General features: G+C 69.2%; 14 protein-coding genes and 1 tRNA gene. 9 read left to right on the forward strand and 6 right to left on the reverse strand.

Annotated elements, in window-relative coordinates; genetic code table 11:
• Positions 1-3: 3 nt before the first annotated feature.
• Together Hbl1158_RS08815 and Hbl1158_RS08820 are read right to left on the reverse strand one after the other, a co-directional pair.
• Positions 4-873 carry a universal stress protein gene (locus Hbl1158_RS08815; RefSeq protein WP_234296666.1) on the reverse strand — a complete coding sequence of 290 codons (870 nt, stop codon included), beginning with the start codon at positions 871-873 and terminating at the stop codon, positions 4-6.
• Between the two features lie 80 nt (positions 874-953).
• Entirely contained in the window at positions 954-1808 is an 855-nt protein-coding gene (locus Hbl1158_RS08820; protein ID WP_234296668.1) for a translation initiation factor eIF-2B, read from the reverse strand.
• 134 nt (positions 1809-1942) lie between these two features.
• Between Hbl1158_RS08820 and priS the strand changes: the two genes are divergently transcribed.
• The 3 genes from priS (at position 1943) to bcp (ending at position 4750) form a co-directional block, all read left to right on the forward strand.
• Positions 1943-3109 carry a DNA primase small subunit PriS gene (gene priS, locus Hbl1158_RS08825; protein ID WP_234296677.1) on the forward strand — a complete coding sequence of 389 codons (1167 nt, stop codon included), beginning with the start codon at positions 1943-1945 and terminating at the stop codon, positions 3107-3109.
• A 6-nt stretch (positions 3110-3115) separates the two neighbouring features.
• Entirely contained in the window at positions 3116-4210 is a 1095-nt protein-coding gene (locus Hbl1158_RS08830) for a hypothetical protein (RefSeq protein WP_234296679.1), read from the forward strand.
• A gap of 66 nt (positions 4211-4276) precedes the next feature.
• A complete protein-coding gene (gene bcp, locus Hbl1158_RS08835) occupies positions 4277-4750 on the forward strand; it encodes a thioredoxin-dependent thiol peroxidase (protein WP_234296681.1) in 474 nt (157 codons plus the stop codon).
• Between the two features lie 46 nt (positions 4751-4796).
• On the opposite strand, the gene Hbl1158_RS08840 is transcribed toward bcp, so the two are convergent.
• The 3 genes from Hbl1158_RS08840 to Hbl1158_RS08850 all read right to left on the reverse strand — a co-directional run bounded on the left by Hbl1158_RS08840 (position 4797) and on the right by Hbl1158_RS08850 (position 8221).
• The gene (locus tag Hbl1158_RS08840) at positions 4797-5708 is read right to left on the reverse strand and encodes a DMT family transporter (protein WP_234296682.1); all 912 of its coding nucleotides are present in this window, start codon (positions 5706-5708) and stop codon (positions 4797-4799) included.
• A gap of 108 nt (positions 5709-5816) precedes the next feature.
• Positions 5817-6866: a polyprenyl synthetase family protein gene (locus tag Hbl1158_RS08845; protein WP_234296684.1), complete on the reverse strand. Its 1050-nt coding sequence runs from the start codon at positions 6864-6866 to the stop codon at positions 5817-5819.
• A 2-nt stretch (positions 6867-6868) separates the two neighbouring features.
• Positions 6869-8221 (reverse strand): ribonuclease J, encoded by a 1353-nt coding sequence (locus tag Hbl1158_RS08850; protein ID WP_234296686.1) that lies wholly within the window; start codon positions 8219-8221, stop codon positions 6869-6871.
• A 345-nt stretch (positions 8222-8566) separates the two neighbouring features.
• On the opposite strand from Hbl1158_RS08850, the gene Hbl1158_RS08855 reads away from it, so the two are divergent.
• The 3 genes from Hbl1158_RS08855 (at position 8567) to purF (ending at position 10718) form a co-directional block, all read left to right on the forward strand.
• Positions 8567-8782, forward strand: coding sequence for an LSM domain-containing protein (locus Hbl1158_RS08855; RefSeq protein ID WP_234296688.1), 216 nt, complete (start codon positions 8567-8569; stop codon positions 8780-8782).
• A complete protein-coding gene (locus Hbl1158_RS08860; protein ID WP_234296697.1) occupies positions 8779-8955 on the forward strand; it encodes a 50S ribosomal protein L37e in 177 nt (58 codons plus the stop codon). The genes Hbl1158_RS08855 and Hbl1158_RS08860 overlap by 4 nt, the downstream gene beginning before the upstream one ends.
• 224 nt (positions 8956-9179) lie before the next feature.
• Positions 9180-10718 (forward strand): amidophosphoribosyltransferase, encoded by a 1539-nt coding sequence (gene purF, locus Hbl1158_RS08865; protein ID WP_234296699.1) that lies wholly within the window; start codon positions 9180-9182, stop codon positions 10716-10718.
• Between the two features lie 185 nt (positions 10719-10903).
• Here purF and Hbl1158_RS08870 read toward each other — a convergent pair whose 3' ends face one another.
• Positions 10904-11497 (reverse strand): DUF420 domain-containing protein, encoded by a 594-nt coding sequence (locus tag Hbl1158_RS08870; protein ID WP_234296701.1) that lies wholly within the window; start codon positions 11495-11497, stop codon positions 10904-10906.
• 206 nt (positions 11498-11703) lie between these two features.
• Here Hbl1158_RS08870 and Hbl1158_RS08875 point away from each other — a divergent pair.
• The 3 genes from Hbl1158_RS08875 to Hbl1158_RS08885 all read left to right on the forward strand — a co-directional run bounded on the left by Hbl1158_RS08875 (position 11704) and on the right by Hbl1158_RS08885 (position 13320).
• Positions 11704-11788, forward strand: a tRNA-Leu gene (locus Hbl1158_RS08875).
• 239 nt (positions 11789-12027) lie between these two features.
• The gene (locus Hbl1158_RS08880; protein WP_234296703.1) at positions 12028-12615 is read left to right on the forward strand and encodes a thymidine kinase; all 588 of its coding nucleotides are present in this window, start codon (positions 12028-12030) and stop codon (positions 12613-12615) included.
• Positions 12616-12717: 102 nt separating this feature from the next.
• On the forward strand, positions 12718-13320 hold the full coding sequence (locus Hbl1158_RS08885; protein WP_234296705.1) for a YIP1 family protein: 603 nt from the start codon (positions 12718-12720) through the stop codon (positions 13318-13320).

The raw sequence follows: 13320 nt of genomic DNA on the forward strand, positions 1-13320 counted from the left end.
GACTCAGTCTCCGTCGGGGTCGCCGACGGTGATCACCGGAACCGGCGCGGTCCGGACCGTCTGCTCTGCGACGCTCCCCAGGAGGATCCGGTCGGTGTTGCGGCGGCCGGTGGTCCCCATCACGACGGCGTCGACGTCGTTCGACTCGACGTACTCGACGATCCCCTCGACCGGGGTTCCGTGGCCGACGTGGCGTCGGGTCTCGACGCCGGCGGCCTCCGCGTCGTCGACGAGGTCCTCGACCGCGGCCTCGGCGATCTCGTCGCCCGCGTCCGCGAGCGCCGCGCGAACGCCCGCCGCGAGGCCGTCGTCGTCGACGATCGAGACCGCATGCAGCGTGGCGTCGAGCGTCGCCGCCAGCGACACGCCGTGGCGCTCGCCGCGGGCCGCGCCGTCGCTGCCGTCGGTGGCGACGACCACGTGCTCGTACGGGAACGAGAGCCGTTCGTCCGCCTTCATGCGCGCGGTAAGCACCGGCACCGACGAGAGGCGGACGACCCGCTCGGAGACGCTGCCGGCGAGGAACCGCGCGATCCCGCTTCGCCCGTGCGTCGCCATCGCGATCAGGTCCTGGTCGGTCCGGTCGGCGTAGGCGACGATCGTCGACACCGGGTTGCCCTGGATCACGTCGGTCTCGTGGTCGACGCCCAGCGACGCGAGGACGCCCGCGGCCTCGTCGACCACGTCCTCGCCCTCCGCGACGAGCGCGTCGATCGCCCGCCCCCGGACGACCGAGACGGAGTCGCGATCGGTGTCGGCGACGTAGAGCACGTGGACGGTCGCGTCGGTCCGCGTCGCGATCTCGCCGACGTGATACAGCACGCTCGTCGCGCCGTCGCTCCCGTCGAACGGGACGAGGATGTCGTCGTACATGCTCGCGCGTGGCTACGCGGCCCCGGGTGTAATCGTTTTGTGTCCGTCGGGGGGAGCGGCGGCCGGTCGTTCCCGGGGGGTCAGGGATCGCCGATCCCCTCGTCGGTGATCACCTGGTCGACGAGCGATATCGGCGTAGCGTCGTAGGCGGGGTTCTCGATCGCGATCCCGTCGGCCGGTTCGAGCATCACCTCGCTGGGCGGCCGGAACTCGTTCTCGAAGCGGAATCCCTCCTCGATCACTTTCGTCCCCGATCCGACGACGACGACCGGGACGCCCACCTCCGTCGCGGCGGCCGCGATCGGGAAGGTGCCGATGCGGTTGTACAGCGTGTCGCCGACGATGCAGTCCATGCCGACGACGACGCGGTCGGGGTCGACCTCCCGGAGGAGGTGTCCGGCGGCGGCGTCGACCGCGAGGTGCGGGTCGACCCGGTCCAGCGCCGCGAGCGTCCGGGCCGTCTTGCGTCCGAGATAGCGCGGGCGCGCCTCGGTGACGTACGCGGTCAGGTGCGCGCCGCCCGCGGCGGCCGACTCCACCGCCTCCAGCACGGTCGAGGAGTAGTCGTGCGTGAGGAACGTCTCGCCGTCGCTGAAGGTTCGGGCGGCGTTCTCGGCCGCCTCCCGCTTGCCCGTCTCGACGCGCTCGACCTCTCGCTCGACGGCCGCATCGAGCAGGCCCTTCGCGTCCGCGACGCTTTCGGCGTCATCGAGGACGGCGTCGGTGATCGCGCGCATCGTCCGGTGGAGGCTGGCGTGAGAGGGGTTGGCCCGACGGAGCGCGCCGGCGTTGTGGTCGAGGTCGCGCTCGAACTCGTCCAGGGTGGCGTACTCGCGGCCGAGCAGGTCCCGCAGCGCGCGGGCGGCCTTCACCGCGACGACCGACGAGGAGTGCGTCTGCATCTCTCGTATCTCGGCGACCGTCTCGTCTATCATGGGTCGCGAGTCGGGGCTTTCGGGGTTAGGTGTTCCGGGACCCGGCGTGACGCTCGGCTGCGCGCTCGCCGGCGAGGCGGCCGACCCAGACGGCAACACTCATACCGCAGTCGCCACTATCAAGTCGTCGTCAGATGAACCGTCGCACGCGCGAGTACCTGAAGGGCCGCTTCGGCGACTACTACCGGAGCGCGTCCGTCTCCCCGCCGCCCGAGGCCAACGAGCGCGAGTGGGGACACATCCCCTTCACCGCGGGCGACGGCACCACGATGGTCCGCCACCAGTCGCTGCTCGACATCGGCGAGGTCGCCGAGTTCCTCGCGCGCGAGACGCCGCGTCACGCGTACTTCTCGGCCGCGCGCTACGACGACCCCGCCAACGGGAGCATGAGCGACAAGGGCTGGCGGTCGGCCGACCTCGTGTTCGACCTCGACGCCGACCACCTCCCCGGCGTCGACCCGGAGGCGACGAGCTACGGGGAGATGCTCGCCGCCTGCAAGGAGGAACTCCTCGCGCTGCTCGACGTTCTGGAGACGGACTTCGGGTTCGACTCCGAGGAGCTGCAGGTCGTCTTCTCGGGCGGCCGCGGCTACCACGTCCACGTCCGCGACGACGCGGTCGCAGGGCTCGATTCCACGGCGCGTCGGGAGGTCGTCGATTACGTCCGCGCGGTCGACCTCAACTACGACGGCCTCATCGAGAAGCGGCCGAACGAGCGCGGTACCCTCCAGAAGACACTTCGCACGGAGGGCGGGTGGGGGCGACGCGTCCACGAGGCGCTCGTCGCGTACGCCGAGGAGCTCCTCGCGATGGAGGAGTCCGACGCGCTGGCGGAGCTGCAGGAACTGGACGGCGTCGGCGAGAAGACCGCACGGACGATCCACGGCGTGCTCGATCGCAACCCCGAGGGCGTGAAGGCCGGCAACGTCGAACTCGGGCCGGGCGCGTCCACGCTGGTTCGGGCGATCGCCGAGCGCGTCACCGCCGAGCAGACCGCCCCGATCGACGAGCCGGTCACCACCGACCTCCGGCGGCTCATCCGTCTCCCGGGCAGCATCCACGGCGGGAGCGGCCTGCTCGTCGAACCCCTCGATCGCGGAGACATCGACGCGTTCGATCCGCTGACGGACGCGATCCCCGAGCGATTCCGCGGCCGCGACATCCTCGTCGACGTGACCGATCCGGGTCGCGTCGACGTGGGCGACGACAGAGATAAGGTGGAGGAGGGTATCATCTCAGTTCCCGAGTACGTCGGCGTGTTCCTCATGGCACGCGGGCGAGCGAAGAAGGCGAGGGAGTAGGAACGAATGGATCTGGACGAACTACGCTCGGTACAGTCGAAGGAGCGCAGAAAGGACAGCCTCCAGCACCTGCGCGACTCCTTCTACGAGGACGTGGCGGCGTACCTCGACGAGCGGAAGCGCCGGCGCGACGAGCGCGCCGCAAGCGTCGACAAGCCGTTCGCCGACGAGCAGGTCCGCAAGCTCTCCGACGAGATCGAGACCGCAGAGGAGGTCGTCGAGTCCCTGTACGAGCGCCGCGTCGGAAAGGTCGTGAAGCTCGCGTCGTTCGCGGCCGCCGGCGCGCCCACAGACTCCGAGGGAATGACGATCCAGGAGGCGGAGCTGTTCGAGGACCTCGTCGTCCGCATCGAGCAGAACAAAGACCGCGTCCTCGACGTGCTCGAGGGCGGGTCGGCGGTGGACGTCGACGTGACGGGCGACGACGCCGTGACGGGCGACGCCGAGGCGTCGTCAACGCGGGAGGCGACCGCGACCGCCGAGGCGACGCCGGCGGCCGTCCCCGACTCCGAGCCCGGGTCGGCGTCCGACGCCGGGTCCGCGGCTCCGGGGGCAGACGGTCCCGGCGTTGGAACGAACGACGACGGCGGCGTTCTCGCCGACGCGATGGGGGGCGCGAGCGACGCCGACGCCGGCGCGGACGACGACGGCGACGCCGCGACCGAGTCGTCCGCGACCCCGGCCGACGCCTACGCGGAGGAATCGGAAGAGTTCGTTCCGGGTTCGGAGCCCGACCGCGCCGGCGACGCGGGGGCGACAGACGCGACGTCCGGACCAGAGGCTGCGTCCGCGACATCCGGATCCGGGGCCGCGTCCGCGACATCCCGAGCCGAGACCGCGTCCGCGACGCCCGACGCATCCGGCGACTCCGGCGGTGGGCGCGACACGACCCGCGAGAGCGACACCCTCGGCGACGGCGGGGGCGACGGCGTCGCGGACGCGGACAGCGAGCGGCGAACGGTCCGGGTCACCCGCGACGTTGGCGAGATCCTCGGCGTCGACGACCGGGAGTACGACCTCGCGGCAGAGGACGTGGTGACGCTCCCGGCGGAGAACGCCGGTCCGCTCGTCGAGCGCGACGCCGCCGAGCCGATCGAGTAGTCGTCCGCGGCCGGACTCGCGAGCGACACCGACACCGCTTTTCCGACCCCCGCCCCACGTCCGTTCGTGCTCGACCCAGGTACCGAGGCACCCGAGTTCTCGCTTCCCGACCACGTCGGCCGCGAGGTCTCCCTGTCGGAGTTCGAGGGGCGGCGCGTCGTCCTGTACTTCTACCCGCGTGCGGACACCCCCGGCTGTACGACGGAGGCCTGCGGCTTCCGCGACGCTCACGAGGAGTTCGAGGCGCGCGACACGGCGATCGTCGGCATCAGCGACGACCCCGTCGACGACCTCACCGACTTCGCCCGCAAGCACGACCTCCCGTTCAGCCTGCTGTCGGACGAGGACGGCTCCGTCGCCGCGGCGTACGACTCCTACGGCGAGAAGAACGTCTTCGGCAACGTCGTCGACGGCGTGTTCCGAAACACGTACCTCGTCGGTCCCGACGGGACCATCGAGCGCGCGTACGAGGGCGTTTCCCCCGAGGACCACGCCGAGGAACTGCTCGCGGACGTCGACGAACTCCGCGGCGAGTCGTAGCCGCGAGCGGTCCGGAGCGCGCCGTCGGTCGTTCGGCGAGGTCGACTCACCAGGTGTGGCCGCGCAGCGCCCGGCGAACCGCCTCGCGCTTCACAAGGACGAACCCGACGACGACGACCGCGAACCCGACCACGGTGAGCGGCGTCACCGGCTCCGAGAGCAGAACCGCGCCCGACACAGTCGCGACGACGGGCACGACGTAGCTCACGAGGTTGATCTCGAACGGACCGAGCAGGTCGAGCAGGCCGAAGTAGATGGCGTAACCGACCGCGGAAGCGAAGACACCGAGAAAGGCGAGCGATGCGATTACCGCCGGCGACAGCGCGGCCGGCGACGGCTGCGGTTCGCCGATGGCGACGCTGAGTCCGTGGAGGATCACGGCACCCAGCGCCATTCCCCACGCCGTCCGCGGGAGCGCCTCCGAGTCGGGGTCGAGCCACCGGGTGGCGACGCTGCCGAAGGAGACGGCGACGGCGGCGACGAACACCAGCGCGACGCCGACCGTCGTGTCGCCGGCCAGGTCCGACGGCGACGGCTGGGCCACGAGCGCGACGCCGAGGACGCCGAGGACGACGCCGGCGTAGCCGCGGGCGTCGAGGCTCCCCTCGCCGAGCAGCCAGACCGTGAAGAACGTCGTCAAGATGGGGTTGAGGCTGTAGACGATCGAGGCGATGCCGCCGGTGGTGTAGCGCTGGCCGTACGCGAGGAAGGCGATGTTGGCGACGACGAACAGCAGCCCCGCGACGAGGACCGCCCAGAGGTCGGTTCGCGAACTGGGGACCGGGTCGTCGCTGCGGGCGAACACGTACGCGAGCGCGACGGCCGCGCCGAGGTCGAAGCGGTACGCGCCCAACAGCAGCGGTCGAAGCTCGGTCAGCCCGACCTCGATGGCCGGGAAGCTCCCGCCCCAGCAGACGCCGAGGGCGAGAAACAGCGTCGCGTTGCGGGCGGAGCTCACGGGCGACTCACGGTCTGATCGGGAACCCCCGACGACTTCCGCGTTTCCGTTCCGGCCGGGCCGGCCGGCTCCCGCGATGGCCCGCAGCGACGACTCGGGTCGGAACGGTCAGTAGCCGCGGGTGATGAGGTAGTCGGCCAGGTCGGCGAGCAGGTCGCGGGCCGGCCCCTCGGGGAGCACGTCGAGGCGCTCCTTCGAGCGTTCGGTCAGGTCCTCGGCCATCTCGCGGGCGTGGTCGATCGAGCCGGCGTCCTCGAGGACGGCGACGGCGTCGTCGACGGCGGCCTCGCTCACCTCGGCGGGCGTCTCCGCGCTCACGAGCCCGTCCACGTCGACGCCCTGCTGGCGGGCGTGAAGCGTGATGAGCGTCTCTTTCCCCTCGACGAGGTCGGAGCCGCGCTGTTTGCCCAGCTTCTCCGAGGGGACCGTCAGGTCGAGCACGTCGTCTTGGATCTGGAACGCGCGTCCGGAGTCGACACCGTACTGGTACAGCGCCTGCACGGTCTCTTCGTCCGCGCCCATGAGCACAGCCGGGATGGCCGCCGACGCGCCGTACAACACGGCGGTCTTCAGCTCGACCATCTCCAGGTACTCCTCGGGCGTCACGTCGTCGCGGGTCTCGAACTCCACGTCGAGCGACTGCCCCTCACAGATCCGGGTGCACGCCGACGCGAGACGGTTGACCGCCTCGACGGTGTTCTCCGGGGCCGCGCCGGTGTCCGAGAGCAGCTCGAACGCCTTCGCGTACAGCGTGTCGCCGGCGAGGATCGCCGTCTCCGTGTCGTACGCGCGATGGACCGCCGGCTCGCCCCGCCGGAGGTCGTCGTCGTCCATGATGTCGTCGTGGATGAGCGTGAACGACTGGATGACCTCGACGCTGACAGCCGTGCGCATGAGGTCGAACGGCTCGCCGTCGAGCGCCGGGAACGACCGGTAGTCGGTCGCGTCGTCGGCGTCGACGCCGGCGAGCGCCTCGGCGACGAGGAGCGCCGCCGTCGGCCGGAGGCGCTTGCCGCCCGCCTCCAGGATGTACCGGCTGGCCTCGTACAGCCGCTCGGGCTCGGCCATCGGGAGGTCCTCGTCGATGGCGTCGTTGACGCGGTCGCGGCGCTGGCGAACCGCCGCGAGCACCCGTTCGGCCGTCGCGTCCTGTGTCATCGTCACTCGGTCAGCTGGATCATGTTCCCGTTCTGCGTGACGTGGAGGTCACGCCCCAGCTTGTACCCCTTTCGGCTCGCGAGGTCGACGTACGGCGAGAAGCCCTTCATGTCCTGGTGAGCCGGGATGACGTGCTGGGGCTCGAGCGCGTCGAGCATCTCGTAGTGTCCCTCCTCGCGGAGGTGGCCCGAGACGTGGATGTCGTCGTAGAGGCGCGCGCCCTGCATCTTGAGGAGGCGCTCGGACTGGTAGCGCTGCCCCTCGTTCGTCGGCTCCGGGATGACCCGCGCCGAGAAGACGACCTTGTCGCCCTCGTCCAGATCGTACGGGGTCTCGCCGCGACCCATGCGGGTGAGCATCGCGCGCGGCTCGCCCTGGTGACCCGTGACGATGGGGAGGTAGTTCTCCTTGCCCTCCTGCATGATCCGCTTGAACGTCCGGTCGACCGACTTCCGGTGACCGTACATCCCGAGGTCGTCCGGGTAGTCGACGAAGTCCAGTCGCTCGGCGGTGCCGCTGTACTTCTCCATCGAACGGCCGAGAAGCACCGGCTCGCGGCCGATCTCCTGTGCGAACTCGACGAGCGAGGAGACGCGAGAGACGTGCGAGGAGAACGTCGTGGCGACGATGCCGCCGTCGTAGTCCTCCATGCTCATGAGCGTGTCTTTCACGTGGTTTCGCGCGTGCGACTCGGAGGGCGTCCGACCCTTCCGGCCGGCGTTCGTGCAGTCCTCGATGTAACAGAGGACGCCGTTACCCTCGCGGCCGATCTCGCGGAACCGCTCCATGTCGATGGGGTCCTCGAGGACCGGCGAGTGGTCCATCCGCTTGTCGAGGCCGTAGACGACCGCGCCTTCCGGCGTGTGGACGACCGGGTTGATCGCGTCGATGATGGAGTGGGTGACGTGGACGAACTCCAGTTCCACGTTGCCCGAGTCGCCGATAGACATCGTCTCGCCCGCCTCCATCTTGACGAGGTCGTTGTCGACGTTGAACTTGTTCTCGCTTTTGACCTCCTGTTTGACCAGTTCGATCGTGAACGGCGCGGAGACGATCGGCGCGTCGTAGCGGTGAGCCAGCTTAGAGATGGCTCCGATGTGGTCGAGGTGGCCGTGCGTCGGCACGATGGCCTGCACGTCTCCCTCGAGGTCGCTCATGATTCGGTCGTCCGGAATCGCCCCCATGTCGATGAGGTCGAGGCTGTGCATCTTCTCCGTCTCGACGTTGTCGTGGATCAGGACCTGCGAGAGGTTGAGGCCCATGTCGAACACCACGATGTCGTCTCCCGCACGGACTGCCGTCATCTGGCGGCCGACTTCCTCGTAACCGCCGATCGTCGCGATTTCTACTTCCATTGTGTTTCGTTGTCTGCGTTGCGAGCGTGAATCCCGCGCGTCGCGCGCGGCCGATGCTCGTACGGAAAGCCCCGGCACGGGTCGCTGTGGACCCCGGCGTCTTACAGCGCGTCGGTCCGCAATCCCGCTATACGGGGATGGTCCCCGTACTTACCCGCGGGCTCTGGTACTCGTATCGTACAGCCCCGCTGTTAAAACTGCTCGGATTCGTGTCGCTTCCGCCAGACGGTCGACCTCGAATCGAGCGCGTCGCACCTCCCGGGATCGCACGACTCACCGCGTGTCTTTCCCCGTTCGCGGCGAGCGTCCGGTACGCTTAAACCCGAATCGGCCGACGTGGCGAGCATGACAGGCCGCCCGCTCGACGTACTCGAGGAGGCTCTCGACACGCCGGTCACCGTGCAGCTCAAGGACGGTACCGCCCACTTCGGCGTGCTCGCAGGCTACGACCAGCACATGAACGTCGTCCTGGATCCCACCGATCTAGAGGGTTCGGCCGACGACGAGATCGAAGACACAACGATTATCCGTGGCGACAACGTCGTTTCCATCAACGTATGACTGGAGCCGGTACGCCGTCTCAAGGGAAGAAGAACAAGACGACGCACGTCAAGTGTCGACGCTGCGGTGAGAAGTCCTACCACGTCAAAAAAGAGAAGTGCTCGTCGTGTGGCTTCGGCAAGTCGGCCAAGCGTCGCGACTACGCGTGGCAGTCGAAGGCGGGCGACAACTGATCTCCCTCTCCTGTCGCGATCTCCTCTTTACGTAGCGACCGGTTCGCCGATCCCGAATTCGGTTCGGCGCGGCTCGGCGACGCGCTCGGCGAACACGTCCGATCGCTGGCGGTCCGCACGGCACCGCGCTGGGTAATACATATTCGTGTATAGGATCGTCGGATCTTCAGGACACCTACGCACGATAACGAGGGTTTTTGTGGAGCGGGAACGCAGTAGCGGCCATGCCACACGGCGACCCCGGAGACGGGGCGGCGGCACCGGTCACCTCGCTCACGGAACCGCTCGGCGACGGCTCGCACGAGCCGGCTCCGGTCGATGGACCGACCGAGAAGTGCGGCGTCGTCGGTATCTCGCTGGCCGACCGGGCGGTCGCCCGGCCGCTGTACTACTCGCTGTACGCGCTCCAGCACAGGGGTCAGGACTCGGCCGGGATCGCAACCCACGACGGCTTTCAACAGCACAGCCACGTGGAGATGGGGCTGGTCGGCGACGCGTTCGACGGAGACGACCTCGACAGTCTCGCCGGCTCAGCGGGGATCGGCCACGTCCGGTATCCGACGGCCGGCGGCGTCAACGCCCGCTGTGCACAGCCGTTCTCGGTCTCGTTCAAGTCCGGTGCGCTCGGCCTCGCGCACAACGGCAACCTCGTCAACGCCGACGACATCCGCGACGAACTCGCGGCGTCGGGCCACGCGTTCACCTCGCAAGGCGACACGGAAGTCATCGCTCACGACCTCGCGCGTAACCTCCTCGAGTCGGATCTCATTCGCGCGGTCAAGCGAACGATGGACCGCATCCACGGGTCGTACTCGTTGACGGTGATGCACGACGACACGGTGATGGGCGTGCGCGACCCTCGCGGGAACCGACCGCTGTGCATCGGCGAACTGGAGGACGGCTACGTGCTCGCCTCCGAATCGGCGGCGATCGACACGCTCGACGGCGACCTCGTCCGCGACGTGAAGCCGGGCGAACTGGTCGTTCTGGAGGCGGACGGGAGCGGCTTCGACTCCTATCGACTGTTCGAGGAGGAGACCACGGCCAACTGTTTCTTCGAGCACGTCTACTTCGCGCGACCCGACTCCGTGATCGACGACACGCTCGTCTACGACGCCCGTCGACGCCTCGGACGCGCGCTGTGGGAGGAATCGGGCGTCGACTCCGACGTGGTGATGCCCGTCCCCGACTCGGGACGGGCGTTCGCATCCGGATACGCCGACGCCGCAGACGAGGACGACGCCGGCGTGGAGTTCGCGGAGGGGCTCATGAAGAACCGCTACGTCGGCCGGACGTTCATCATGCCCTCACAGGACGAACGCGAGCGGGCGGTGCGACTCAAGCTGAACCCGATCCGGTCGACGGTCGAGGGAAAGAGCGTCACTCTCATCGACGATTCGATCGTGCGAGGGACGACGTCGACGCAGCTCGTCGAGCTACTTCGGGACGCCGGAGCCGACGAGGTCCACGTGCGGATCGGCGCACCGGCGATCGTCGCCCCCTGCTACATGGGCATCGACATGGCGACGCGCGAGGAGCTCATCGCCGCCGGTCAGTCGGTCGAGGAGGTGTGCGAGGCCGTGGGCGCAGACTCGCTTTCGTACCTGTCGGTGGACGCCGTCGCCGACGCGCTCGCCTCGTCGACGGCCGACCTGTGTCTGGGCTGCGTCACCGGCGAGTACCCCTACGACATCGACGGCGAGGCCACCGACCGCGACGTGTCGCGACCGACCGTCGGTGAGCCGTCGCCGGCGGACGACTGACGCGAGATAGCCGAGACACGCGCCGCTGTCGGGACGGAATGGCTGACAGGCGACACCCGTACGTCCCGCGGACCGGCGTGTCGCGCACTCGCGTCTCGGCCCGCGGCATCGATCACCGCATCGGGCAGACTGGTGCCGCTCTCCGATATGAACCTTCGCGACGTTCGCGACGCCCGACGGCGTCGTCAGTACACGAGGTACAACAGCACGTACACGACGACGCCGAGGACGAACGAGACGACCCACAGCGACGCGGCGACGCGACCGACCCGGGCGTGGACGGTGTCGAACACGTCCCCGAGCGGACGGGTCCCCGCGAGCGTGAGAACGTACACGACCAGCGGTACGCAGACGATCGCGAGGAGGATGTGCACCGCCAGGAGCGGGAGATAGACGAACCGCTCGACGGTCGCCGGCCCCGCGAAGTCGGTGGTGCCGACGACCGCGATTCGGTACAGGTACATGACGAGAAACGCCGTGAACAGCGCCGTCGACGCGAGCATCAACCGACGGTGGCGGTCGTACTCGCCCGCGCGAGCGGCGCGAACGCCGGCGACGATCGTGACGATCGCGGCGAGGGAGACGACCGCGTTGAGCGTCGGGATCGCCGCGATCACCGTCGGCGGCGCTCGCGGGAGCACCGTCGACGGCACAGCCCCGCCGACGACCGCGAAGACGAGGCCGAGCGCGACGACCGAAACCACGCTGGCGACGCCGATGCTGTGCTCGCGAGCGAACCCGCGGAACCGGGAAAGCGGAGTCGAGGTGTCCGCGCTCATTGTCGAGTGAACGGGGGCGAGCCCCAAAGCCGTTGTCCGATCGGATCCGACGTTCGAGCGGATTCCACGTGCCCGCTCGCTTGGATCGTCTGTTCGATCGGACCACCGCACCCGGAACGGCGTGGGATCGGGACCCGGAGGCTCCACCGAATGGAAAGCCCTTTATCCGTAACCGGGATACAACGGATTGCGTACTGACGCGTGGTGCGTGGGTAGCCAAGCCAGGCCAACGGCGCAGCGTTGAGGGCGCTGTCCTGTAGAGGTCCGCCGGTTCAAATCCGGTCCCACGCATCCACCGCGATGCGTACACGAGCGGATTTGAGCCAGGGAGCGCGGAACGCGCGACCGCGGTTCAAATCCGGTCCCACGCATCCACCGCGATGCGGGTGCTGTGCGCCCTTCGGGGTGCCCTACAGACAGCACCCACGCACAATCCTTCCGACCGCTACACCGCACAGCTGACGGTCCGTCGCGCCGCCAGTCGACCGAGAGGACAACGGTTTTGAGCGGAGCACTCGCCCGAGTCAGGTATGCACGCCATCACCGGCTCCGGGTGGATCGAGGTCATCTCGGGGTCGATGTTCTCGGGGAAGACCGAGGAACTCCTCCGTCGACTCAGGCGCGCGGAGATAGCCGGCCAGGAGATCGCCGTCTTCACGCCCGAACTCGACGATCGCTACGGGGACGCGACCATCGGGACGCACAACGGCCGCTCGTGGGAGGCCCACGTCGTCGACAGCGAGGGCGACGGGTCGTGGGACCTCCTGGATCACCTGAACGGCGAGATGGTCGTCGCGATCGACGAGGCGAACTTCTTCTCGGACGCGCTCGTCGACGTGTGTCAGGCGCTCGCGGAGGACGACCGACGCGTCATCGTCTCGGGCACCGACCAGACGTACCGCGGCGAGCCGTTTCATCCCCTGCCGGCGCTGATGGCCGTCGCCGAGTACGTCGACAAGCTCCAGGCGATCTGCGCGGAGTGCGGCGAGCCGGCGACGCGCAACCAGCGGCTCATCGAAGGCGAGCCCGCACACGAGAACGACCCCACGATACTCGTCGGCGCAGAGGAGAGCTACCAGGCGCGGTGTCGCGACTGCCACGTCGTCAGGCGCGAGTGAGTATCGGTCGGAGGCGAGGGGAGACCCGGAGTGGCCGTCGTCCCGACGCCCACGCCGCTCCGCCATCGGAACCGTCATGTCTGCTCCGTCGAAAGTCCGGCCGTGACGACGTGGGTCGACAATCCCGAGGGAGGACGCGCACGCGGGCCGACCGCCGTCGCCCGCGCGTGGGCGGAGGTGCTGACGCGACCGACGCGCTTCTTCCGGAGCGGCGTCGCCCCCGGCGACCAGGCTCCAGGACTGGTGTTCGCCGTCTGCGTCGCCGTCGCGTTCGCGAGCGTCAGGTTCCTCTTCGACCCGACGACGATTCCCGGGGCGTTCGGCGGATCGGCCGTCTCGGCGCTCGTGTCGCTGCTGTTCGTCGCCGTGTTTCTCGCGCCGGCCGCGCTCCACCTGACAGCGGCGTTTCAGACGGTGTTGCTGATGGCGTTCGTGCGCGAGCGGGCGGGCGTGAGCGAGACCGTACAGGTCCTCGCGTACGCGAGCGCGCCGTGCGCGCTGGCCGGACCACCGATCCCGGAGCTTCGGGCGGCGTGTGCGCTCTACGGGGCCGGTCTGCTCGCGCTCGGCGTCCGTGAGGTGCACGACACGACGACCGGACGCGCGGTGGCGGCGACGACGCTCCCGGCGGCGCTGGTGTTCGGTGTGGGCTTCCGCGGCTTCGACGCCGCCGTGCAGTTGCTCGTCCGGTGGTACATCATCTGA

Source organism: Halobaculum sp. CBA1158, from assembly GCF_021431925.1.
Lineage (GTDB): Archaea > Halobacteriota > Halobacteria > Halobacteriales > Haloferacaceae > Halobaculum.